The 23,513-nt window shown below is 54.9% G+C and carries 17 protein-coding genes; 11 read left to right on the top strand and 6 right to left on the bottom strand.

Annotation, left to right across the window (positions count from 1 at the left end):
- Positions 1 to 84: 84 nt before the first annotated feature.
- Positions 85 to 1,134, top strand: coding sequence for an OmpA family protein (locus FRD01_RS17585; protein WP_146961957.1), 1,050 nt, complete (start codon positions 85 to 87; stop codon positions 1,132 to 1,134).
- Between the two features lie 7 nt (positions 1,135 to 1,141).
- Here the strand turns inward: FRD01_RS17585 and FRD01_RS17590 are convergent, their stop codons facing one another.
- Positions 1,142 to 1,867, bottom strand: a complete 726-nt coding sequence (locus FRD01_RS17590; RefSeq protein WP_249755713.1) for a glutathione S-transferase family protein — start codon at positions 1,865 to 1,867, stop codon at positions 1,142 to 1,144.
- 61 nt (positions 1,868 to 1,928) lie between these two features.
- On the opposite strand from FRD01_RS17590, the gene FRD01_RS17595 reads away from it, so the two are divergent.
- The 5 genes from FRD01_RS17595 to FRD01_RS17615 all read left to right on the top strand — a co-directional run bounded on the left by FRD01_RS17595 (position 1,929) and on the right by FRD01_RS17615 (position 12,503).
- Positions 1,929 to 2,870, top strand: coding sequence for a polysaccharide deacetylase family protein (locus FRD01_RS17595; protein WP_249755714.1), 942 nt, complete (start codon positions 1,929 to 1,931; stop codon positions 2,868 to 2,870).
- Complete coding sequence (locus FRD01_RS17600) at positions 2,867 to 3,667, top strand: hypothetical protein (protein ID WP_146961964.1); 801 nt, start codon at positions 2,867 to 2,869, stop codon at positions 3,665 to 3,667. The genes FRD01_RS17595 and FRD01_RS17600 overlap by 4 nt, the downstream gene beginning before the upstream one ends.
- 91 nt (positions 3,668 to 3,758) lie before the next feature.
- Complete coding sequence (locus FRD01_RS17605; protein WP_146961966.1) at positions 3,759 to 9,728, top strand: RHS repeat-associated core domain-containing protein; 5,970 nt, start codon at positions 3,759 to 3,761, stop codon at positions 9,726 to 9,728.
- A 6-nt stretch (positions 9,729 to 9,734) separates the two neighbouring features.
- The gene (locus FRD01_RS17610; RefSeq protein ID WP_146961968.1) at positions 9,735 to 10,139 is read left to right on the top strand and encodes a hypothetical protein; all 405 of its coding nucleotides are present in this window, start codon (positions 9,735 to 9,737) and stop codon (positions 10,137 to 10,139) included.
- A gap of 84 nt (positions 10,140 to 10,223) precedes the next feature.
- Positions 10,224 to 12,503, top strand: a complete 2,280-nt coding sequence (locus FRD01_RS17615) for a sulfatase (RefSeq protein ID WP_146961970.1) — start codon at positions 10,224 to 10,226, stop codon at positions 12,501 to 12,503.
- A 26-nt stretch (positions 12,504 to 12,529) separates the two neighbouring features.
- Here FRD01_RS17615 and FRD01_RS17620 read toward each other — a convergent pair whose 3' ends face one another.
- Both FRD01_RS17620 and FRD01_RS17625 read right to left on the bottom strand, forming a co-directional pair.
- Positions 12,530 to 13,768 (bottom strand): ImmA/IrrE family metallo-endopeptidase, encoded by a 1,239-nt coding sequence (locus FRD01_RS17620; RefSeq protein WP_146961972.1) that lies wholly within the window; start codon positions 13,766 to 13,768, stop codon positions 12,530 to 12,532.
- A 2-nt stretch (positions 13,769 to 13,770) separates the two neighbouring features.
- Positions 13,771 to 14,151: a hypothetical protein gene (locus FRD01_RS17625; RefSeq protein WP_249755715.1), complete on the bottom strand. Its 381-nt coding sequence runs from the start codon at positions 14,149 to 14,151 to the stop codon at positions 13,771 to 13,773.
- Positions 14,152 to 14,333: 182 nt separating this feature from the next.
- Here FRD01_RS17625 and FRD01_RS17630 point away from each other — a divergent pair, with 182 nt between their 5' ends.
- Positions 14,334 to 14,903, top strand: a complete 570-nt coding sequence (locus FRD01_RS17630) for a GNAT family N-acetyltransferase (RefSeq protein ID WP_146961974.1) — start codon at positions 14,334 to 14,336, stop codon at positions 14,901 to 14,903.
- Positions 14,900 to 16,033 carry a M20 family metallopeptidase gene (locus FRD01_RS17635; RefSeq protein WP_146961976.1) on the top strand — a complete coding sequence of 378 codons (1,134 nt, stop codon included), beginning with the start codon at positions 14,900 to 14,902 and terminating at the stop codon, positions 16,031 to 16,033. The genes FRD01_RS17630 and FRD01_RS17635 overlap by 4 nt, the downstream gene beginning before the upstream one ends.
- A gap of 15 nt (positions 16,034 to 16,048) precedes the next feature.
- Here the strand turns inward: FRD01_RS17635 and FRD01_RS17640 are convergent, their stop codons facing one another.
- On the bottom strand, positions 16,049 to 17,269 hold the full coding sequence (locus tag FRD01_RS17640) for a hypothetical protein (protein ID WP_146961978.1): 1,221 nt from the start codon (positions 17,267 to 17,269) through the stop codon (positions 16,049 to 16,051).
- Entirely contained in the window at positions 17,257 to 17,796 is a 540-nt protein-coding gene (locus tag FRD01_RS17645; protein WP_146961980.1) for a hypothetical protein, read from the bottom strand. The genes FRD01_RS17640 and FRD01_RS17645 overlap by 13 nt, the downstream gene beginning before the upstream one ends.
- Positions 17,797 to 18,022: 226 nt before the next feature.
- On the opposite strand from FRD01_RS17645, the gene FRD01_RS17650 reads away from it, so the two are divergent.
- The 3 genes from FRD01_RS17650 to FRD01_RS17660 all read left to right on the top strand — a co-directional run bounded on the left by FRD01_RS17650 (position 18,023) and on the right by FRD01_RS17660 (position 22,919).
- Positions 18,023 to 19,651 carry an FAD-binding oxidoreductase gene (locus FRD01_RS17650; RefSeq protein WP_146961982.1) on the top strand — a complete coding sequence of 543 codons (1,629 nt, stop codon included), beginning with the start codon at positions 18,023 to 18,025 and terminating at the stop codon, positions 19,649 to 19,651.
- A complete protein-coding gene (locus FRD01_RS17655; RefSeq protein WP_146961983.1) occupies positions 19,648 to 20,616 on the top strand; it encodes an alpha/beta fold hydrolase in 969 nt (322 codons plus the stop codon). Before FRD01_RS17650 ends, FRD01_RS17655 begins: the two co-directional genes overlap by 4 nt.
- Before the next feature lie 89 nt (positions 20,617 to 20,705).
- A complete protein-coding gene (locus FRD01_RS17660) occupies positions 20,706 to 22,919 on the top strand; it encodes a PQQ-dependent sugar dehydrogenase (RefSeq protein ID WP_146961985.1) in 2,214 nt (737 codons plus the stop codon).
- 7 nt (positions 22,920 to 22,926) lie between these two features.
- Here the strand turns inward: FRD01_RS17660 and FRD01_RS17665 are convergent, their stop codons facing one another.
- Positions 22,927 to 23,367 carry a hypothetical protein gene (locus tag FRD01_RS17665; protein ID WP_249755716.1) on the bottom strand — a complete coding sequence of 147 codons (441 nt, stop codon included), beginning with the start codon at positions 23,365 to 23,367 and terminating at the stop codon, positions 22,927 to 22,929.
- Between the last annotated feature and the right edge of the window lie 146 nt (positions 23,368 to 23,513).

The raw sequence follows: 23,513 nt of genomic DNA on the forward strand, positions 1-23,513 counted from the left end.
ACTTTGTTTTGAATCTTGCTATGCCGCGCTGCGTTTCTTAGAGTGCCGAGGGAACCTTTGGCGCGCTGCCGCAATGAGGAAAGAATGAAAAGACGATATTTCTTAGGATTTTTGGCTGCTGGACTCGTGAGCTTGAGCACAGGGGGCGTCGCTTTCGCTCAGGCCGGCCAAGCCCTTTTCGACTACCAAATCCGCAACCTCGCCCAGACCGATTCGGAATCGCCGATGCTCATCATGAGAGCAAAGGAGTACATCAAATCTGGCGAAGTCGTGATGAAGAGGAGTGACGGACAGACCCAGCGCACAAAGCTTGGAAGCCTTAAGCCTGGTCAGGAAAAGCGCGTCCCATTCAAGCAGAAGAAGGGCTCTTTCGATTATGAAATCAGCGTCACCGGCACCACAAATTTTGATCAGACCCTCGAGACCTCTTTTACAACGACCGTGCATTATGTGGACCCTATCCAAATGACGGTGGACCGTGAGCAAGTCCGCGTGGCTGAAGGCGAGCTCATCCTTGGCGTCAATGTGCCGCTGGATAAAGTCGAGATCGAAATCTATGACGAAAACGGTACCAAGGTTGTAGAGCGAACACAGGCTATCGGAGGCAAGGCCGGAGATATCAAGATCACCTGGCCGGCGACCAAAGCTGGCGTAGGCGGCATCAAACTCGTGGCGCACGACGTCGCAGGCTTCTGGGCAGGCGTCATCCTTGAGCCATTCTGGGTAGACATTCCACACGAAGATATCGTCTTTGATTTTGGTAAGGACACCTGGCAGCCCTCAGAGGAGCCGAAGCTCGAAGCCACCTTAAAACGAGTACAAGAGGCGATGAGCAAACACCGGTCTAAGGGGCTCGATATGTCACTCTACGTGGCCGGATACACGGACACCGTGGGAGGGGCCGCCGACAATATCAAGCTTAGTCAGGCTCGCGCTCGCGCGATTGGAGCGTGGTTCAAAAAGAAGGGCCTCAAGATCAACGTCTTTTCCCAAGGCTTTGGAGAGTCAGTACTCGCGGTTCAAACCGCCGACAATGTTTCGGAAGAAAAGAACCGGCGCGCTCTCTTGATCCTTGGAAATGCCCCACCACCGACTTCCTCGCAAATTCCAAAGGCCAACTGGAAGAAGCTCTAATTACTCGTTATCGGTGAGCGTCATAGGTCTTCATCACGAATTGCCCGGCGGGGTGATTTCGATATGCCTCAACCTCTTCGCGAATCTCATCGGGAAGATCCTCCACGACGGGCATGGTCCACCCATAGCCTTTAGGCAGTACTAAGGGCGCGGCGAGCGCCGCAAACGTCAGATCTGCCGCGCTGAGCTTCTCGCCCACGATATAGTCGCGCCCGTCCAAAACCTCGGCCACTTCGGCGAAGATCGCGTCGAGCTTAGCCTTCGACCTCGCCACGCCGTCCGGCGTGATATTCAACGACTTTCTCAAGCCTGCTGCCGCCAACGGATACGATACCTGCAACGAGCGGCTCTCCCACGTCTTAGCTTTGCCGTGCATCATCGTCATCACCAAGTCTTTGTGCGGCAGCATCCAGCCATAGGCGAGTCGCCGCGCATGCGGGCCTACGATCTGGTCAAACTTCTCTTCCCACTCAAGCGCGGCTTCGTGCTCGTACGGGTCCCACGTCGAAGCAGGGTGTGCGCCAATCCATTTGAGAATCTCAGTCGAGTCGCCAATCACGCGCTCGGCCACAAGCACTGGGACCGTTCGCCCGGCGCCCACGGACTTGACGTAGGGGATGTGGAAAATCGGAGCGTGCGCATCTTCCGTGAAATCGAGACCCGCCAAGTCAAGCGCCCATCGCGCTTTTTCGCAGTAGTGAGAGACCCCGATCGTAATCAATTTGATGTGCATGTTTGCTCCGGCTTCGTTCGTGGAATCGCTCGTGATATGGTCCAAGGCCTTGGAGCACTTTATGTCAAACGACGTGCAGATTGCCAGCATCAGCGTAGATCTCGACTCGATGGCTTGTTATCGGGAGATCCACGGCCTGGACGCGGCCAAAGTTGAAGGGGCGGACGCCGCCTACGCGGTGGGTGTGGATCGTCTTTTGGGCTTTCTCGACGAGCTTGGTCTAAAGTCCACCCTCTTTGTGGTGGGTAAAGACGCAGAAAACCCCGCGCACCATGGCTTGCTCAAGGATGCCTCGACTGCTGGACACGAGCTTGCGAACCATTCCTGGGCTCATGATTACGCCATGCGCAAGTTCTCCGAAGTGGCGCTCATCGCCGATTTCGAGCGCGCCGAAGAAGTGCTTGTGGAGATTAGCGGTCAAAAGCCGCGTGGGTTTCGAACACCTGGCTATAACGTCGACTCGAGGTTGATTAATATCTGCGAGCGGCGAGGCTACGCGTACGATTCTTCTGTGTTTCCATGCCCGTCGTATTACACGGCTAAGGGGGCTGTGATGGGCTGGCTCAAAGTGCGGGGCCGCCCGAGCCGTAGCTCGATGACCCGCGCAGAGGCCTTGATCGCTCCGATTCACCCCTACCATCCGGACCCGCAGAAGTTTTGGCGGCGTGGCAACTCAAAGATCGTCGAAGTCCCAATGGCAGTCACGCCGGGGACTCGCCTGCCCATCATTGGCACGAGCTTGCACCTTCTGAAGGCCAAGGGATTTGATATCGCATACGCCATGATGCGGCGCACAAATCCTTTTCTGAACCTAGAGTTCCACGCGATCGACTTCATGGACGACTCCGACCCTGGCGTAGAGTTTTTGCGTCCACATCAACCTGATTTGCAGGTCCCGTGGGCAGAGAAGAAGGCCCTCTACAGGCACGTGTTCAGCCGAGTAAACGAGGATTACGACTTCGATACACTCATCAATCTGGCGCGCGCAGCGAGAGAGAAATGAGGTGGGTTTTAGGTCTGGTTCTGATGACGCTGGCCCAGCCGGTATGGGCTGAAAGTCCACGAGACGCTTTTGCGTTGGAAGCGCCTGAGATTATCCCACCACTTCTCGACTCGTGGACGTTTAGGGCGGGTGCAACCCTCTCGGGACTCTTCAACTCCAACCAGGGCCGGCCATTTGTCTATTTTGACTTCGGTCTGAGGCTCAAGAACGACGTCGCCTTTGTAGATATCCACGCGCCAGTTGTACCATTTGGGTTCGATATGCTCTTCTACGCGATTCGTGAAGCCCTCGACATTCCTGGCTCAGAGGACTTCGCTCGTGCGATCAACGAAGAGTTCAATATGGTCTACTTCGAGCCACTGAGCTTGAAGTTGGGGCGTACATTTGTGTCTGGTTCAGACAGGTTTTCCCTCGGCCTTGTGGCAGCGGCGGAATTTGTCTTCTTTCAGGCGCTCATCAGTCAGGTCGATCCAGAAGAATTCAGAGGAATCGACGACCGATTTGCGGTGGATCCACTTATCGTTTTAGTGGGCGGTTTTGTGAGCTGGGGTCAGGCCTTTGATAACCACCGAGGCGCATTTAATATCGCCGTTGGTGGCGGTCCCGACGTCTTTACTTTTGACGCAGAGTACCAACCGAATTCAGGTGCCGTCATCTTTCTTGACTCCGAAGTAGCCTACCAGTTTACCTACGGTGTGGGTGGTTATATCCGCACACGACTTGCCACTTACACCCACCTCATCGACCCACTCACAGTCACACTCGTCGTCAACTTCGGCCTCCTCTTTAGGCCTTGATGACTTGTCTTGAAGTTCAGACATAAAACGTCTACGGTCCGTTAAACACAGATGCCCAGATGGGCGGGTAGAATACAAACTGAGGACGGTTATGCGTTTGAGTCTCTGGAGTCTCATTGGAGCGATTACTTTGTTCTCCGCCGCGTGCGGAGGATGTGATGATGATGAGGGTGAATCGCCCGAAGAAGTCGCCTTTTCGGAGGTGATATTTGAAACCTGCGGTAACGGAATCGACGACGACGAAAACGGTCTGACCGATTGCGAAGAAAGGATCTGTCAACGGCATGAATCATGCCGTTTTGAGCCGGCCGACCCATCGAGTTTGGCTGGGCCAGTTGGAGTAGCCGAGGTTTCAAACTTCTACGAATCGGTGAAGTTTCTCGTTGAAGGGGAAAACTCGGTCGTCAAAGGGGTAGACCTCGATAGACTGAACAAATCGGACGTCTCGGTTGTCCGAGCCCAAATCTTGGACCGCGAGTTTCAACCGCTTCAAGGTGTACGTGCAAGGATCCCGGGAAAAACCCAGTACGGCTACACGTTCTCGAGGCCTGACGGTTGGGTCGACTTCGTGATCAATGCCTCCGAAGGCGAGACGGTCATCCGGTTTGAAGACGACAACGTTCTTGGCGTGGATGCTGAGGTTGAGGCCCAATCCAATGCGTTCTCGAATGGCAGAACGGTCGTCGCTACGCCACAAGATTCGGTGGTCACACGAGTTCGAGCGGGCGAGGCTGCTCTAATAGACTCTACGCCTGTCTCGGATGATGATGGAGCACGTACCTCGCGCGCTTTCGTTCAAGAGGGAACCAAAGCCCGCGTCCGGCTTGCGGATGGTCGAATAGCCGTTCTCGACGAATTCAACGTGCGGGCCACCGAGTATACGGTGGGCGAGTCTGGCCCAGCTGCGATGCCCGGCCTGCTTCCTGAGGAAACGGGATACACCTATGCCGTTGAAATGAGCATCGATGAGCTCCGTGACGTGGAGATTGATACGGTTGAGTTCGACAAGCCCGTCTCGCTCTACGTGGATAACTTCCTCGGGTTTCCGGTGGGCTCCGTCGTGCCTTCTGGGACCTACGATCGGCAACAAACCAACTCGTGGGTGCCCAACGACAACGGTGTGGTCGTGGCCATCGTAGACGGTGGTTTTGACGTAGACGGTGACGGTTCGAAAGACTCCGGTGAAGCACTCAGCGCGCTCGGAATCACTGGGGAAGAGGTTCGTTCAGTGGTAGGCGCATACGGCGACGGGACTGAGCTCTGGCGCGCTCCGGTAGTGCACTTTAGTCCGCACGACCTAAACTGGCCCACCGAGTTTCCGCCTGACGCAATTCCCCTAGACCCTGACGAAATCCCAGACTTTCCGCCTGAGCCCGAGCAGGACCCGTGCGAACAAAGTGGCTCCATCATCGAATGCGAAAACCGTGTGGTTGCGCACGCTTTGCCGGTGCCTGGAACAAATTTTTCGCTTTGGTATCGAAGTGACCGAGTCCCCGGCCGTGGTCGAAGTCTCGTCGTTAGGCTCTCGGGTGATTCCGTGCCGAACTCTCTCAAGCGAATCGAAGCCAAAGTCATGGTTGCCGGCCGCGAATTCACGCATCAGGTCGACCCAGGACCCAACCTCGATTGGACCTTCGATTGGGATGGCACCAATGCGTACGGTCAGACTGTGGCACGCGAAGTGCCGGTCCGTGTGCAGGTCGACTATATCTACGACGTGAGCTACGTGATTCCGGCCAACTCTGAGCAGGCGTTTGGGGTCCCCGGACAGACACTTCAGGAGTTGCGTGAAGCGAGAATTGAGCGAGCCTATTCACAGGTTTTTCGGGGAAGGCTCGGGTCCTACGACAACCGTACAGCTTTCGGAATGGCTGGGTGGGCGCTTGATGTCCAGAGTTTCTACAATGGAAATGACCGTTCGTTGATCCTGCCTGATCGACCCGCTCAGAAAGGAGCTGCAAACGTTTCAAATCTCATCCGCACGTTCACGACGTGGAGTGCCGAAGAAGGGCCAGCATTCGATATGTTCCCGTTGTCCGATGGACGGGTCGCACTTGTGACAGGACTGGCTCTCGGACTGAGGAAGGTCTACGTCATGAACACTTCCGGAGACGTTGAGGAAGTCGGTGGGAGTCTGATGGGCGACGGTGAGTTCTTGGACGAATGCTTTTTGGGGCAGTCGGACTGTGGCGTCGGAGGCGATCCCGATCGTTGGAAGTTTGTTGGTACGGTAGACGCAGGGCCAGACGATTCCCTGTATTTCATCAACAGTGGGTGTATCCGTAGGCTTGATATCGATGGCGGGGTTTATGAAGAATACGCTGGTAGCTGTGGTGGAGATTACGACAACTATCTGGAGGGATTCAGTATTGCGGTATGTAGTCACGGTCTCTTCATCGGAGGCTCCGAAGAGATTTTCCGTGTGGAGCCCAGTGGGGCAGCAACGGTGGTGGCTGGCAGGCCTGAGAACGGTAGTGAGGAATATGATCCCGCGAGTGTCTCCGGAGCCGTAGCGACCGAGGTCTATCTGGGCGGAATCGGCCAGATGGCATGCGGAAGAGATGGAAATCTCTTCTGGATAGACGGGGTGGGCTCCATCATCGAGCTAACCTCCGATGGACGACTTGAAGTTGAATGGGCAAACGATGGAAACGCGATCGGACTGCTTCAACTCGAGGCATCGGCCGAGGGTGGTCCGCTCGCCGTAGGCCGCGAACAAGATACTGTACGCCTGTGGAAAGCCGATGACGGAGCGCTGAACCTCATCGCAGGGTCGCTCATAATTGATTTAGTAGGGCTTTCGAATGAAGAGCAAGAACGGCGTCAAAACGCAGATAACATCCCCGCTGTGGATGTCTTCTTCGCGACATTATACGCCGTTGCCCAATTCGACGACGGCAGAATCATTGTGCAGGATACGTCGGCGAACGCTTCGCAAGCAGGTGACAGATATCGGATAATCTCGAGCTCGACTCCAGGGCTCGATGCCTCCGGTATTCGACTCATCGATCCCGACGGCAGTGTGCTGACCTCTTTCGATACCTCAGGTCGGCCGCTGAAGATGATCAACGTGCGCACGGGCGTGGAAGTGCTCACGTTTGAGTACGATGAAGCTGGACTCCTTACGGCACTCGTCAATCCGCTTGGGGAGCGGGTCACGATTGAACGCGACGCCAATGGGGCACCACGTGCCATTGAGGGATACTATGGCGTAAGGACCGACCTCGACGTCGATGAGGCCGGATTCCTGACCGGTCTGACGTACGCGGATGGTTCAACGCGTGTGTTCGAGACCGACGAAAACGGTCTTATTACGGCCTATGTAGACGGCCGCGGGCAACGCACGGAGTACGAGTTTTCGGCAGATGGTGGGCTCGCTCGCGTGGACCATCCGGACGGCAGTTGGAAGACCTTTGAGGCTGATCGAAGCACCGTAACCATGGAGGCGTCCGATGGGCGCAGCATGGTCTATGCACGCGGAGATTCAGGTTTCACAGCACGCCAAACCACAGATGCAGCGGGCCGAACGTGGCAGCGGACTCGAACCGTGGATGGCATCACCACCACGCTTCGCCCTGACGGTGTGGTGACACGAACCTCGCGGTCGGACGACCCTCGATTTGGTGGGCAAGCGCGATACACATCGAGCATGGAAACTGAGCAACCCAACGGGCTTGTTAGCCGGACGCTCGTTGAGCGGCAGGCCGACTACAATCCTGAGGACCTACTCGATGTTGAGCAAACCCGCGACCTACTCACGGTCAACGATAAAACTTGGGAATCGGTCTACGACACGGCTTCGCGAACGTTGACGATGACAAGCCCCGAGGGCCGGACACAAACCGCGGTTTTCGACGAGTTCGGTCGCGTGATTCGTGCACAAGCTGGCACCCTCGATCCCGTGGAATACACGTATGACGGAAGCCTGAAGTCCACGATGACCTGGGGAGAGTTCGAGACGAGCGCGACTTATAATGGGTCTGGTTTCTTGACGCGTTTTGAGCGCAAAGATGGTCAGGGGTTGGACCTTGAGCGTGATGCTATTGGGCGCGTCGTGAACTCAACCACGGCAAGTTCAGATTATGATTTCAACTTTGACGGCCAGGGCAATATGACTTCAATCAGTACGCCAAGTCCATGGATTGCCAATGAGTTTGATCCCATGAACCGTCTATCGTCCATGAGCTGGGCGGATGGCACCGAGTTCACCTTTGATTGGGGTATGGATTCGAGACTTGTCTCGGCCACGGCGCCCGGTGTCACCCCGATAACCACCGTCTACGATGCGGCCGGGAGAATTGAAGAGGCCTCGAGTGGCACCAGTCAGATGAGCTTTGTCTACGATCAGGAAACGGGGCACATACTGAGCACGACGGCTGATAATGTCGCGCAGACCTTTGGGTATAACGGGTCCTTGCGAACGCGTTTTGAGACCAGTATCGGAGCCTTGAGCGCAAGCATCGAGCGTGATTTTGACGCTGACTTCCGGGTGAGCCGAAGAACCATTGGAGGTCAGGTTGTTGACCATGCCTTTGACGACGATGGACTCCTGGTGGAGGCTGGCGACTTGCAACTCACGTGGGCGTCCGATGTGGCGTTTCTAGAGTCCACCGAAGTGGCCGGAGTTACTAAGTCGATTACCTACACATCCACTGGGCTTCCAGAGTCTGTGACATGGCTGCGTGGAGGAACGGTGCTCTTCGAAGAGGTCTTGGAGTTCGATAGCGCCCTGAGAGTTCAATCCCATTCGGTGCTCGCCGGCCCGGGAACGGGAACCCATGAATACACCTACGACGGCGCCGGAAGACTCACCGATTGGGCAGAAGGAGGAACCTCGCAGGCCAGCTACACCTACGATGAGCGTGGAAACAGGCTGAGCGCGAACGGCGAGGCGCAAACCTACGACGCGGCTGGCCGCCTTCAAAGTGTCGGTGCCGTTACTTATAATTTTGACGCTGCTGGTCGTCTGCAGTCCCGAAATGGTGGTGGCATCAACCAAACCTTTGAGTTCGATGGGTTGAACCGTATGACGGGAGTCATGGACTCAGGCGTAGATTATCAGTACAACTACGACACCGTGGGACGCCTGGTCTCAAGGTCCACAAACGGTGTGGTGGACTTCGTGTATCTTTACGATGACTCCAACCGGCCGCGTGCTGAGGTCGACTCAAACGGAGATGTTGAGTCGGTCTTCGTTTATGGAGAACGAGAGTCCACTCCCGCCTATATGGTGCGAAACGGTCAAACTTACGTCTTTGTGACGGACTACCTTGGAAGCGTACGCCGGGTGGTGGATGAGTCGGGAACGGTGGTTCAAGAACTGACATACGACCCATGGGGCCGTGTGCTCAGCGATACCAATCCAGGGTTTCAGCCTTTCGGGTTCGCCTCGGGCCTGACTGATCCGGATACAGGTTTGGTAACTTTTGGCGTTCGCCACTACGATCCACTGTCTGGGCGATGGATTTCACCGGATCCTTTGGCCGTTGGTGGAGGAATCCATCCATGGGTTTACGCTGCCAACGCGCCAACTTCCTTTGTTGATTCAAACGGTGAAAATCCGTTTCTCGTCGTTCCCATTCTGGTTGGTGGCGGAGCTGCCGTAACGATGTATCTACTCGGTGTTCAGTCAACCGCATATTCTGCGGCTAGCGATGCGGTTCAAACTGGGAATAACGCCGGAGGAGGAGATGGACCTGTGGATGCTCTAAGGCATTGCACCATGAATTGTCGCATGACGAGAGTTCACGGGAGAACTATCGCAAGGTTGGCGTCTTGGTATCACGAATCTCCACTCGACGCGCCTGCCGATAATGTAGGTACACCTTCGAATCTTATGGACGAAAAGAACAATCAATGTGGTCGGGACCTTGTGGATAAGATCCCGAGCGACCAGTCCTGTCTAAATGCTTGCGAAAAGGCACTTCTGGATGGAACACTAGATATACTACCGCCCGATAAATGGTCCAATCGGAGTGCGACTCAACAAGAAATGGAAGCTGAGTGGACGCAATGGAAAAAGGATGGGCCACGCTCGAAGAGGTACGGGCCTTGGTGGTGAATCTTTATGAACAACACCGTCCGGAACGTTTTGGGGTTTTTGAAGACGACTGGCATCGTAATCTTGATTTTCATACTCATCATTACAGTCGCGATCTTGTCTCCGTTTGCCTACCGCATGGCAACGAACACGGACTTTGTTGCCGCTGAATGGCATGACAATAAAGAGCGGAGGTTTGACCGCTTGCCACGCGAACGTATGGCCTCCGACGTGGTGGATTGGCTTATGGATGAGCGCCCAACCCCCGACGAGGTCTTAGATCGTCTAGGCGAGCCCCACAGGCGTTTTGAGAGCGACGAATGGCGAGGTGATTTCTCGTACTGGCTAGGAGATAGCAGCGGCTCATTGCTTACCCTGGAAATCTGGTTCCATGAAGAGAAGGTCTCGCGGGCCTCGGTCAGGCAACACTAGGGCCCGCGTACGCTTTTGGTTTTGGTTTTTCGGATTTCATGACATCTTTCGCCGCCTAATTGTAGCGCGGTGAGAGGTTCCCTCATGTTCAAATCAGTTCTTCTTTTCCTAGTCCTCGGTTTTGCGGTCGGATGTGATTCCAAGCCAGAGGCTACGGCCCCAAGTCCCGAAGAAAAACCGGAGGCGAAAGCTCCAGAAGCCAAAGCTGAGGAGTCCGAGGCTAAACCGGCTGCCGCGACCGATGAAAATCTCACCACCATCTTTGATTTCGTGGACAATCGCCATCTAGCCCATATCTGGGACGAAGGTGTGGTTCTGGACATGGGAGCTGCTGGCTACCTCAAGTACATTCAGGGCTCGTGGAACGCCCCGTGGCATCAAGGAAAGACCGAGGAAGGCTTCCACTACGCGCTCCCTAAAGGCGTGGGCGGCACCGTGCGTTTCCCGCTCTATGACCCGGTGCTCAAAGGAAAAACCGCCGAGCCTTGGAAGATGGTGGTTCGGCTCAAGCCCTATGGAAATCAACGCTCGGACTTGTTCTTCCGTGCCGCAAACGGTGAGGAAAAGAAGTTCGCCTCCCTCAATGAGATTGGAGAAGGGTTCAACACCTATTCCGTGGACTTGCCTGCAGGCTATGAGGTCAATCAGGAGCATACGCTCCGCCTTCATTTCTCACGTTCTCAGGACGTAGGCGGACTTCGTGCGGCCGCAGCCATCGACTGGATCAAGGTGGGCCCTCAGGCTACCGAGAAGGAGCCCGCGCGGATCTCAAACATGGTGGACGCCGAGGCTCGGACCATCACCTTGCCGCCCAAAACGCGCCTGCAATGGTATCTGACCCCAGCCAAGGGGGCCACGTTTGAGACGATGGTTGAGGGCAGGGGAGAGATCGTCGTGACCCCACATGGAAAGCCCGGAAAGACTGTGAAATCCGAGAACGGTGGCCGACTCCCCGTGGATCTCTCTGTGTATCCAGGCACACCGCTTCGATTTGAAATGGTCAACAACACAGCAGAGCCAGTGACCTTCAAGAACCCTCGACTCGTGGTCAAACCGCAGGCCAAACGGCCAAAGACTGACGCGCCTAAGTACGTCTTGGTCTGGATTGTCGACACCCTGCGTGCAGACCATCTTCCACTCTACAACCCTAAGACGGATGTGAAGACGCCTATCCTCGATGAATGGGCAAAGAACGAAGCCGTGGTCTTTGAGCGCACCACCTGCCAGGGAAATAGCTCGCTCCCAACCTCGGCCTCCATCTTTACGTCCACGTATTCGCCCATTCACAAGATGATTACCGACAAGGCGCGCCTACCTAAGGATGGAGCAGTGTTCGCCGAACCGTTCAAGCAGGCCGGATGGGCCACCGCCCTCTACTCGTCCAACGGCTACGTCTCCAATACCTGGGGTTTTGCGCGAGGCATGGAGAAGGAAGTCAATCCGATCCGTGAGAATCGCCCTTCAGACTCCGAATACCTCTGGCCAGAGGCCCATGCCTGGCTTCAAAAACACGTCGAGACCAACAAGGACAAGCCCGCACTACTCTACATCAACACCGTGGACCCACACGTCCCCTACGACCCGCCACAAGAGCAGTTGGCGCCGTATCATACCGGCGGCAAAGTCGGCAAAGTCTCTCCGCGTGCAACCGGTCAACTCCTGCACGATATGGCCGCTGGCAAGGTCTCTCTAAACGCTGAAGAAGCACGCTACATGCACGCGCTCTACAAGGGCGAGATCACCTACAACGATATCTGGTTCGGCAAGATGCTCGAGGCTCTGGACGCGATGGGAATTCACGACCAAACCATGATCATCGTCAGCTCGGACCACGGCGAGGAGTTCGGCGAGTATGGGAAATGGGGACATGGCATCAGCGTGAATCAGGAGCTTGTGGATATCCCACTAATCATCGGCTATCGCCCCTGGACCAAAGGCGGCCTACGAGTCCCGGACGACGTCGAAGTTGTGGACCTGATGCCGACCGCACTGGACTCCGCAGGAATCGCGATCCCCGCATCTGTTCAGGGCCGCAGCCTTGTCACGGAAATGCTCGACCCCACGCCTCGTCATCCGCGCGCCGGCTTCAGCTACCACAACACCTTCTTGCGCGGTGCCAGAATTGGAGACTGGAAATACCAACTCTTCAATGGAGACCGAGACCCTGTCTACGAACTCACGGGCCCCGAAGGTGGTTGGGACAAGAACGACGTCTCCGACGCCTCGCCCATCGTACGTCGCATGATGCGAGACGCTATGGCCTTTCAAGTCGGGCTCGATACACAGCTCAAAAAACAAACCCACGGCTTCGCCAACAACCACAGCCCGGCGTTGGCCGAACTTCTGGACTCCAAGGCCTGGTAATCTCCACCTCATCTTGTCGCTCGATTCTAATCGCTCAGTTGAGACCGATAGGGGAGTCTACGATTTCGTATTTGGTGCACTACGCAGACCTGTGAGACATCATATTCATCCGCAAGGCGGAACACTGCGTCATCATCAAACTCGCCCGAGGAGGGAAGGTTTTTATTCAGTGCTTCTGTTGGGACAAGCAACTCTGCGGCGAAGGCGCGCTGAGCCTTCTGACGGAACTCTAGACCCGTCGTCACCATTGAAATCTTTTGATTCTGAAAAAGCAAAAGGTCCCCTAGTAGTCGGGCTTTCTCGAAGCGTAGGCTCTTTGGATGAGCGGCCGACCTCAAGAGAATTTTAATCTCTTCGTTCTGGGAAATCGCGCCCGAGACCGTAAGGTCTGGTGTCTCACCGAATGAATCTAAAAACGGGATGTCGTGCAGAGGAGCATCCACGTTCGCAAGATATTGGCGGAGCATTTTCGCGCCTTGAGCACCGAGGTCCCATGCAACTGACTGGGGAGGTCGCACATGTTTCTGCAAGGCCGCAATCTCCTTAGATGGCGAACCCTGACGAGTCTCAAAGGCGCTAAAAAGTGCTTCCGTTTCTAGTTTGGACGCGCTCCCTGCCAAGCTTAAGACTTCCGCTTCTCCATACTTCTGAGCTAGATCTTTCCAAAATTCCAATTCCTCCGAACGCCCTTCTGGGTCAAGACCAACCTGTGCTTCGAGCTGGCGCAATGGGTCGCTCTTTTCACTGGCAACACATTGCCAGAGCTCTTTCAGATAGTGACTAGGAATCCCTCGATCATCCAATCGGGCGTTTACGCTCCTAATCAGTTCGGATACTGCAGAATCAAATGCCTCATAAGATATCCAAAACGGCTCGGTGTTCCCGCGAATAAACACCGGCGAAATTCCAGTTTTGGTCGAATCTGCTACCGTTACTTTGATCCTCTCACCATCTGCGCTGAAGTCGATGTTGGGCCAAATGAAGCCTGAGCCAATCGCTGAGAGTCGGTGAGAAAGGGCATGATCGAAAGCGTCGGTGACTCGGACTTCATGTTTGAGTCGAAAGTAGTTCTCCACCAACCAGACAGCAAGTGGGTATGCAGATACTCTGATGTATTCACGAGTCGACTGGGAGCGAAGATCTTCCACCATGAAGAGCGATTCATTCGCTGTAGTAATCTGCAACTCACAGGCCGTAGCCCGTTCCTTTTCGTCTGTGGTCGTGAGCTCGACCCAATTGTTCACCTTAAATGCCAAGTCGTTCATGGTTAGGACTCCTCCCAACAGCTCTTGACCATCGCGTGAAGAGGGTCATCCTCAGTCAACGGATATCCATGGTACTCGCCCTTGATTTCATTCTCCAGCTGTGATTCCAGTACCCAACCGTTATGAACCGACCATACGTTCTTAGGGAAGCCATTCAAGAAATTTTCGCTGACCAGACCTCGAGAAATGCCTTCTTTTAAAAGCTTCGTGGCTAACTCCTTCTCGGTGATCTCTGTCGGGTCGCAGAGCGTCTTCTCGAAATGTGGGGAAGACGGAGGCGTCAGTCCAAAATCACCAGGATTTCTTTTGTGATACGGGCTGCCGTTGTAGGAAACTTTCGCCACCAACTCTTCGAGTTCGGCTTGGTCCGGAATTGAGGACACAAGGCGCCTCTTAGGATTTTGTTTCTGGCGAGCCATACTGCTGCAGGTTAACCACTTTAGTGTAGGCGAGCAACACCGATTGGCTCGCCCGAAAACGGTGGAACGGTTTGTATATGTTTCTAGAACGACAGGTCTCGGGGTGCCTGATACAATCGCCGTCAACAACCTGAGCGGAGGATTTTGTGGATTCGGAAGGAAGTCAGGACAAGAAGAAAAAGGCCAAAGATAAGGTCGAAATCAGAGAGATTGAGCTTGAGGATTTGGCGCCCGTCTACGCGCTGGGAGAAAAGCTCTTTACGGCTGATTTGTGGTCGAGCCTCCACAGGACCTGGGATGAGTACGAGGTTCTGAACCTCTACATGACGGATGGGGACACCTGTTTTGTGGCCATACTCGACGATGAAGTGGTCGGCTTTGCGCTGGGCGCAATGATCGAGAAACGCCGTAGTTCATGGAAATATGGCTATATGCTTTGGCTCGGCGTGAGTCCCGTGCTCAAGGGCATGGGTATCGGAAAGAAGCTAGTCAAACGCCTCACCGACGCTTTCATCAATGAGGGAGCCCGAATCATGCTCGTGGATACAGATGGCGAAAATGACGACGCGATCGAGTTCTTCCATCGCATCGGATTTGGGCAGGACCAGCGCCACGTCTACCTCTCCATGAATCTCACCAAGTTGCCAAAATACGAAAAGCACCGCGCGAAGAAAGATGAAGATAAACCTAAGAAAAAAGACGAGCACGACAAATGACCCAAGAATCTAGCCCAGAACGCCTTGAGCGCTGGCTCCGTGAAGTTGTGGAGACCTATAGTCCTACGTGGGCTGAGCAAAGCGTGCTCGAGGTATTTGGTGAGATTCTTGACGAGGCCCGCCTGCCTTATCGCAAACAAATGGTGGACGAGGAGAGGTACAACCTCATCGTGGAACTCGGGCCGCAACCAGCCTCATTGGTGTGGGTGGGTCACGTGGATACCGTGGCGCTCTACGACGAAGAACACAGACACCCGCGCGTCGAGGACGGCATCATGTGGGGGCTCGGCTCTGCCGATATGAAGTCAGGTTGCGTGGCGGCAATTGAAGGAATGCGTCGCCTGCGAGAGCGTCGCTCGCCGCTTGAATCCGGTGTCACGCTCGCGCTAGTGGTCGGTGAAGAGGAGTATGGCGATGGTGCCGAGGTCTTGATTCAAGAGCTCAAGGATAGCGGTGTGTTGCATCCCTGGGTGGTTATCGGTGAGCCCACCGATCTCAAGCTATGCCTCTCTCATTTTGGATACTACGAGTGCTTCCTAACCACCCGCGGGGCTAGAGCTCACGCGGCTCTGCCCGAGGTTGGGGACAATGCGATTCACGCCATGCTCGCGTGGATGACGCGCATTCTTGAAGCACAGCGAAAGATGGAATGGGGGGGTGAGGTGGCCCTTACGCCACGTAAAATCGACGGAGGGTCACCACTTTTCGCGGTTGCCGAATCATGTGAAGCCGTCTTGGACATTCACCTTCCGCCTAACGTTGAGTTTGAAAAGGTCGAGGCTTTGTTGAACGCCACCTTGGCTGACACTAGGGCAGACCACGGTGGCTGTCAGCTTGAGTTTGAGATAGCGTTTGCATCGCCCGGCTTCGCGGCCTCAGACCTTCCTGAGACCCTCGCTAAGGCTTATAGGGACACGTTTTCCGAGCTCGAGCCCTCGGCATTCAGAAGTCACTCAGATGCCGCCATGTTTCACTCCGCAGGGATGCCTACCGTGGTAGTTGGCCCTGGACGTCTTGAGGTGGCCCACACGCCCGACGAACACGTTGAACTACGACAAGTTGAACTCGCAGCAGAGCTCTATGCGCAGATGTTCGTCAACGCGGGAACCGGAGGTCTTCTGCCGCGTTAGTTGAATAGATCTCTCCTATTCACACTCGCCCAATTGAAGCTGATCTTTTGTATAACCCTTTACATCCCAGAAGGGCGGCTCTAACTGTTCAGAAAACTGGAAGAATATTCTGTTGCCCAAAGTGGTAGGCCAGGACGTCTCTTTGAGCTCTAGATTCGTCAATACACCAAGGCATACGGGTTCTGCCGAATTGGCATCATAGACTCGATACTCGGTTTCTCCGCTAAACGTCTCGCGATTACCGAGAATCAACCAGTCTCCCAAAACACTGAGATAAAAAGTGTGGGTATCCCCGGGTGCAAACTCGCTGAGGTCCCACGTTGCCGCAAGAGATGGTGTGGGCATGAGATTGAAGACGTGTACATATGGGGCGTTACTGGCAAATGCAAAGTTCACATCCGAGAGAACCATTCTACTAAAGCTTCCGTCAACCCATTCAGATTCACCAACCCACACATTCTCTGGGCTAGACAAATCCCAAGAGACCAGCCTTGATCGACCAGCAGTCGAGTAGAGTCGATAAATCATTGAATCACGAATGACTTGTCGGTCTGCGGAACTCGACCCGGTAGTGTTCGGGTAACGCTCTTCGATAATCGATCTTCTGTCGATTCGATTTGTAGCCTCAAGTCCAAGCAGCCTCCTGCGCAGGATGACAAACTCAAATTCTGTCACCAGAACGGGGCCAACGTCGTAGGGCAATATCGAATCAATGCGCCCAAATTGGTTGGCATCTGGTAGCTCCGCAATGAGGTCGAACTCTCCGTTGGTGAGGTCGTAATATTCAACGTGTCGAGTCGATGTTTCGGTTTCCTCGCGCACTATGATTGCACCGTCTTCAAAAGGTAAAGCCGCGAGCTGCGCCGATTGAGGTCCAATTGCGACTCGCTCCAACCAATCTTCTCCTTGTCGGAAGATGGCGAGATTGTAGACGAATTCGTTGTATTCAGGTGGCGCATAGCTGCGATGAGGAGCGATGAAATAGCCGTTCGCCAACTCTCGTAGGCCTGCCACTCGTGCGTTGACCTTGCGCTTTTCCAAAATTGGCTCATCCAAATCCGCTAGGTCATCTTGGTCAGATTCCAAATCCTGTCCAATGTCCGGAGTCGGTGGAACGAACATGTCTCCGGGCCAATTCATGTCCATGTCAGGAATCTCCGGATCAGTCGCAGGTTCGGATGAACATCCAGAAACTAAGACGACCCACCCAACGGGAATCAAACTCAGAATTCGCATATTCTCACATCTGTTATGTATGGTTCGTTGAAATCGACCTCGCATGAGTCGGTAATGTGATGAATGATCGCATAGGCTATCTCGTCCACCGGGCCCAATCTGACCACTTTCGTTTGGTTAAATACGCTGGTCTGAATTGTCTGAACAAAGTTTCCGCCGGTGTCGAAAGTCGAAATCTCGAAGTATCCGCCACCGGTTAGAGCAAACGTAAATACAGTACCAGATACCGGGAAGTGTACCACCGAACTCTGGCCGGGAACAAAGAGCCAGTTTCCGTTTATTCCAAGCGTTTGGATTTGAAACTGTGGTCCCGTTGTTAGTCTTTCAAAAAAGAAGCCATTGGGTGATGTGAAATTGGATCCAAGAAAGCTTGGTGTTGAATAAGTCGAGAAATCCTCAACAACACATGCGGCATCGTCCCCCGGACCGTCACTGGTGCATTGCAGCTCAGTGTCATAAGCCGACAAGACTCCTGGTGTAAGCAAGGTAAGAATGGTTGAGGTTGTGATTAAAAACTTGATGGTCATGGTCCCTCCAGTTCTAGGGCTTTGTGGTCAACTCACACTTCGTTTTGAACGAAGCCTGAATCCTGAGCTTAGCAAAAACAGGGGGGGGGGGGGCAAGCGCTTATGTCTACTTGCATCACCATGGTCCGACTCGGGCCCTCGGTTCAATCACATCAATTCTGAACGCCCTCCGATATAGTGGAGTGGTGTAGAACTACACACACACCAAGGTCTCTGATAGCGTTGAATGTCAAATCCACTCATCTCAAGCGGCTACAAGCCGATTGTACTTGTAAATATGACGCAACCAAAACGACGAAGTCACTGGGCATGGGGCTGGGAGCACAAGATGCCCTCCATTGAAGAACGCCACAGGCTCGCCGAGCTGCTCGAGGGTGTGCTCGGGATTAAGGCAGGTGAGGTGGAGGAAGCCGTCCCTATCCAAGCGGTGGAATTGCCTGGAACCGAGCTCAAGGCCACATGGCTGGATACCACCAACGACGCGCGCATCAGGCATACCTATGGAAGAAGCTGGCCGGACCTCATGCGAGGATTCCTCGGGGATTTTGGGCCTGCGCCACTCGCCGTCGCGACGCCTTCGTCCACCGAAGAACTAGAAAAAGTCTATGATTGGGCACAGGATAGTGGCGTCAAAGTCCAGATTTATGGCGGCGGGACGAGCGTTGTAGGTGGGGTGGAGTGTGACCCTGAATACCCCACGATAAGTCTTGATACGTCCAATCTTTCAGGGGTGCTGGAGATCGATAAAACGTCCCGAGGTGCCCTGATTGCGGCCGGGGCTTTTGGACCCGATATCGAGGACGCCCTTCGCCCACACGGTCTCACGCTTAGGCACTTCCCGCAGAGCTTCGAGTTCTCCACACTTGGTGGCTGGATTGCCACGCGCTCAGGTGGGCATTTTGCCACGCAACGAACTCATATCGAAGACTTTGTTCAGTGGATGGAGGTTGTCGCGCCTTGCGGCGCGGTACGTACCGGTGAGTATCCGGCTTCAGGGGCTGGGCCTGATATGAACCGTGTGTTCGCGGGCTCGGAAGGAACTATGGGGCTCATCACCAAAGCCTGGATGCGCCTCCAAGAACGCCCCAGATACAAGGCTCAGGCATCGGTAAAGTTCGCCGCGTGGAATGACGCGATTGCGGCCCTGCGTGCCATCGCTCAATCGGGCCTAAACCCAGCAAACGCGCGCCTGCTCGACTCCCGTGAGGCGCTGATGAATCAGGTGAGTTTCGACGGCTCGAACATCCTGGTTCTTGGCTTCGAGTCCGCTGACCGCCCGCTTGCTGCGCAAATGGAGCGCGCTTTGGAAATCGCGCGAGACCACCACGGCCAGTGCGACGGTGCCGTCTACATCGATACCAACGGGCCGGGAGCAAAGGAGAGCGAAAGGTGGAAAAGCGCCTTTTTGGACGGCCCATACATGCAGAGCGCTCTGCTGACGATGGGAGTTTTTGCCGATACCTTTGAAACGGCCGTGACTTGGTCTGGTTTCGAACGGCTCCACAACGCCGTGATCGCAAATATGAAAGACGTTCTAAAGCGCACCTGTGGTCGAGGGTTTTTGACCTGTCGAATCACCCATATCTACCCGGACGGATTGGCGCCCTACTATACGTGGGTGGCCCCGATGCCCACTCGCGATCGGAGCGCAATCGAGGTCTGGAAAACCATCAAAGACGAGGCGATGAAAACGCTCCGGACCAACGGCGGCACCATCACGCACCATCACGCTGTCGGCCGAATTCACCGCGATGCATGGCATCAAGAGGCTGGCCCACATTCAATCGCCGCGCTCGACGCCATGAAGTCGTCTTTCGACCCTAAGCATATCCTGAACCCTGGCGTTCTCCTATGATTATTGAGCCGATACAGAGCGTACTCGGGCACCTTTACACCGTCGGGCCTACGGTGGCTGGCTGGATTCCCCGAAAGGACCCCGCCACCGAGTGGGTTGGCCACGTAGATGACCCTGAAGTCGGTGGGATTACGCTTCGCGGGAAAGTTCATTTTCACTCGAACCCGCTGAGTGACCCGACCGTTTCGACCTTGCTCGTTCTCCTCCATGGTCTTGGCGGAAGCTCCGATTCCACCTACATGCGAGACGCCGCCAAGGACGGATTCCAGATGGGGTATGACGTGCTTCGACTCTCGCTGCGAGGGGCCGACGCCTCCGGACAGGACCTCTACAACGCGGGACTGACGGCGGATTTACACGCCGCAATCGCAAGCCCTCAGTTTTCGGCTTATCAAAATATCGTGGTCATGGGCTTTTCTCTAGGCGGGCACATCGCGCTGAAGGCGGCCGTTGAAGGACTAGACAAGAGAGTTAAATCGGTGGTCGCCATCGGCTCTCCGGTTGACCTCTCGCCAGGTGTTAAGGTGCTCGATGGCAAGTCGCGAAAGATCTATCGCGAGTATATCCTTCGGGAGTTGCGAGACCTCTACGCTGCGTACGCCTCTCAAACAGGCCGCGCCGAGACGCCTCTCGAGCGTGTCCAAAAGGTTCGATACATCCGCGAGTTTGATGAGCTGACGATCGTTCCTCGGTTTGGCTTTGATGACGTAGAAGATTATTACCAAAAGAGCAGCGTCGGGCCCGTGCTTCCCGACTTAACCATCCCGTGTCTCTACGTCGGTAGCACCTACGATCCAATGATTCCGCGAAGACTCGTTGAACCCTGGGTTTCCAAAGCCGGCCCGAATCTAAAAGTCATCTGGGTGGATGATGGTGGCCATGTCTACTTCCCAATGGTGGACCTCGGGTTTGGTGAAAGACGCGGTGTGGTTGCGCAGAGTCTCTCGTACGTTCAGGCGATGTAGAAGCAGTGGTGGATTTGAAGTCTATCCTACTGTATTCTCGCGGTTTCAACACCTGTCGAACGCGCAGAGCTGCCTCTGTCTGGGATTCAATGAAGAAGCTTCTACTACTCACACTCGTCTTGGCGAGCTGTTCGGATGACGCCCCCGTAGTCTCGAACAACTCGAATAACACATCGAATCAGACGGTCGCGCCGAACAACACTACGGGCCCGAATAACCCGCAAGATATGGGCGAGGACCAGGGGCCTGAGCCGGAGCCCGCGGAGTTTGGTCTCGACCAAAGGCCACCAAATACCACCTGTGTGGCACCGGCACGCCCGACCTCCACCACCGGTCTTGAGCTCGAGCGCGCGTTCTCGTCCCTTAGTTTCAATCAGCCGCTCGCCATGAAGCAGGCACCGGGTTCAGACACACATTGGTACCTGCTTGAACAACCTGGCCGGATCATGCGCTTTGAGAATCGCGCCGATGTCTCTGAATCTGACGTCTTCATCGACCATCGTTCAGAAGTCATCGACGGAGGAGAACGCGGCATGCTCGGGTTCGCTTTCCATCCAGGCTGGCCTCAAGAGGCGCGGGTGTTTATCTCGTACACCGCCAATATCAACGGCAACTTGCACTCGATTATCTCCGAGTTTAGCGCGAACCAAGACCTCGCGTCGCTAGACCCTGCCTCAGAGAGGCGGATCCTCGAGGTGCGCCAGCCCTATTCGAACCATAACGGTGGTCAGATCGACTTTGGACCGGACGGCTATCTTTACATCTCGCTTGGAGACGGCGGCTCAGGAGGCGACCCCGACGGCAACGGTCAGAATATCGAGACCATGCTCGGGTCCATCTTGAGGATTGACGTCGATGGCGCCGAGCCTTACGGCGTGCCCTCTGATAACCCATTTGTGGGCCAAGACGGCGCAGATGAGATTTTTGCCTGGGGTTTGCGCAATGTCTGGCGATTCAGCTTTGATCGCGAAACTGGCACGCTATGGGCCGGAGATGTGGGCCAAAATGCACACGAGGAGATCTCGATTATCGAGCTCGGCGGAAACTATGGCTGGAACCGAAAGGAGGGTTTTGAGTGCTTTGGTGGCTCACCATGCGACGGAAACTACATAGATCCGGTGGTCGATTACCCACACTCTCAGGGCCGCTCCGTGACTGGAGGCTACGTCTACCGGGGCACTGATATTCCGGCGCTCGTCGGCACCTATCTCTTTGGCGATTACGTCTCTGGCCGCATTTGGAGAGTCGTCTACGACACCGACGGCCAAGCTGGAATTGAAGAAGTTATCGGCACTGGATTCAACGTGTCTTCATTCGCCGAAGCCAATAACGGCGAGCTCTTCGTGCTCAATTATGGCGGAACGATTCATAGGGTTCAGGCTGCCGACCAGACCGGGGAAGACAACTTCCCAAGGACTCTGAGCGCAACGGGTTGCGCAAACCCGGAAGATCCCACGGAGCCTGCGGCAGGGTTGATTCCATATCGTCCGCAAGCCGAGTTCTGGTCTGACGGCGCGGATAAGTTCAGGTGGATGGCGCTCCCAGAAGGCCAGAATATCAGCATCGGCCCGGACGGAGACTTCGATTTCCCTAATGGAACCGTGCTTGTGAAGTCGTTTGAACTCGATGGCAAACTCATCGAAACCAGACTCTTTGTGCGTCACGACGATGGAGAGTGGGCAGGATATTCTTACGAATGGAGGGATGACCAATCCGATGCCGACCTGCTCTTGGCTGGAAAAACCAAGGAGTTTGGCGCTCAGACGTGGATCTATCCGAGTCGCTCAGATTGTATGGTGTGTCATACAGCGGCAGCCGGCCGATCGCTGGGTCTCGAGCTCGGACAGCTCGATCACGCTGGCTACTACGCGTCTACGAATCGACTCGCAAACCAGGTCAACACCTTGGAGAATATCGGCTTGCTCTCCAACGCCCGCGACACCGAATTCACTCGCCTCGTAGATCCACAAGGTGAGGCCACCTTGGACGAACGGGCACAGTCCTACATGCACACAAATTGCGCTGGTTGCCATCGCTCGGACGCGACCCTCCGGACAACGTTTGACCTGCGTGCCGGGCTAGACCTCTCGGAGCGCGGCCTCTGCGATGGGCCCGTCTACAATACTCTAGACATTCCCGACGCCGCGCTTCTTGCGCCTGGGTCCGTGGAACGTTCGTTGATCTATCAGCGCACAGCCACACGCGGGGTGCATAGAATGCCACCAATCGGCTCCACACTCGTGGATGAAGACGGCGTGAGTCTGCTCAGCGAATGGATTCAAAGCCTGCAGAACTGCAACTGATCCTTGTCTAGATTCCTCTGGCTGCAATCATCATGAGTAGGAATATTGCACTCAGAACAACCATGGCTACCCGCGGTACTTTCTGAATTACCACATGGAACTTGGCCATCGCCTGTGGGTCTGCGGATGAGTCGAAACCCATTCTCTTGGCGAGAATCGACTCCACCACAAAGTGAAAGATTGTGATGCCCCAGGCCAATCCTCCGCCCAAGAGCAAGGCGTGGCCCCAGCGACCTGAGCTCAAAAGTCGTGTCCAATCCCCATCCACCATTCCGTGAAGCATTAAGGTTCCCGAGACCACAACCGTCGCGGACACGATTGAGGCGAGACGGAAGATTCTTGGGAAGAGTTCGTCCAAGATCACCGGGTCTTTTGGATTCTTTTTAAGTGCCGGAAGGATCACTACGTTGATGAAGAACACCAGCCCAAACCATAGAGCGCCGCTCATGATGTGAATCCAGCGTAACGGATTCATGATTGCATTGATAAGGTCCAACATCGTCGTCTCTCGAAGGTCTCAGTGAAAATGAATATCAAATTCAAGATGGTGACTCTGTGATCTGAATCATGATGTTCTAAAAACATTTCATTGGG

The sequence above is a fragment of the Microvenator marinus genome (assembly GCF_007993755.1).
GTDB lineage: Bacteria > Myxococcota_A > Bradymonadia > Bradymonadales > Bradymonadaceae > Allomicrovenator > Allomicrovenator marinus.

Bases quoted from the DNA above. Each gene is read 5' to 3' on its own strand.
- FRD01_RS17585 (WP_146961957.1), top strand. From the start codon at position 85: ATGAAAAGACGATATTTCTTAGGATTTTTGGCTGCTGGACTCGTGAGC.
- FRD01_RS17590 (WP_249755713.1), bottom strand. From the start codon at position 1,867: ATGCACATCAAATTGATTACGATCGGGGTCTCTCACTACTGCGAAAAA.
- FRD01_RS17595 (WP_249755714.1), top strand. From the start codon at position 1,929: ATGTCAAACGACGTGCAGATTGCCAGCATCAGCGTAGATCTCGACTCG.
- FRD01_RS17600 (WP_146961964.1), top strand. From the start codon at position 2,867: ATGAGGTGGGTTTTAGGTCTGGTTCTGATGACGCTGGCCCAGCCGGTA.
- FRD01_RS17605 (WP_146961966.1), top strand. From the start codon at position 3,759: ATGCGTTTGAGTCTCTGGAGTCTCATTGGAGCGATTACTTTGTTCTCC.
- FRD01_RS17610 (WP_146961968.1), top strand. From the start codon at position 9,735: ATGAACAACACCGTCCGGAACGTTTTGGGGTTTTTGAAGACGACTGGC.
- FRD01_RS17615 (WP_146961970.1), top strand. From the start codon at position 10,224: ATGTTCAAATCAGTTCTTCTTTTCCTAGTCCTCGGTTTTGCGGTCGGA.
- FRD01_RS17620 (WP_146961972.1), bottom strand. From the start codon at position 13,768: ATGAACGACTTGGCATTTAAGGTGAACAATTGGGTCGAGCTCACGACC.
- FRD01_RS17635 (WP_146961976.1), top strand. From the start codon at position 14,900: ATGACCCAAGAATCTAGCCCAGAACGCCTTGAGCGCTGGCTCCGTGAA.
- FRD01_RS17640 (WP_146961978.1), bottom strand. From the start codon at position 17,269: ATGCGAATTCTGAGTTTGATTCCCGTTGGGTGGGTCGTCTTAGTTTCT.
- FRD01_RS17645 (WP_146961980.1), bottom strand. From the start codon at position 17,796: ATGACCATCAAGTTTTTAATCACAACCTCAACCATTCTTACCTTGCTT.
- FRD01_RS17650 (WP_146961982.1), top strand. From the start codon at position 18,023: ATGTCAAATCCACTCATCTCAAGCGGCTACAAGCCGATTGTACTTGTA.
- FRD01_RS17655 (WP_146961983.1), top strand. From the start codon at position 19,648: ATGATTATTGAGCCGATACAGAGCGTACTCGGGCACCTTTACACCGTC.
- FRD01_RS17660 (WP_146961985.1), top strand. From the start codon at position 20,706: ATGAAGAAGCTTCTACTACTCACACTCGTCTTGGCGAGCTGTTCGGAT.
- FRD01_RS17665 (WP_249755716.1), bottom strand. From the start codon at position 23,367: ATGAGCGGCGCTCTATGGTTTGGGCTGGTGTTCTTCATCAACGTAGTG.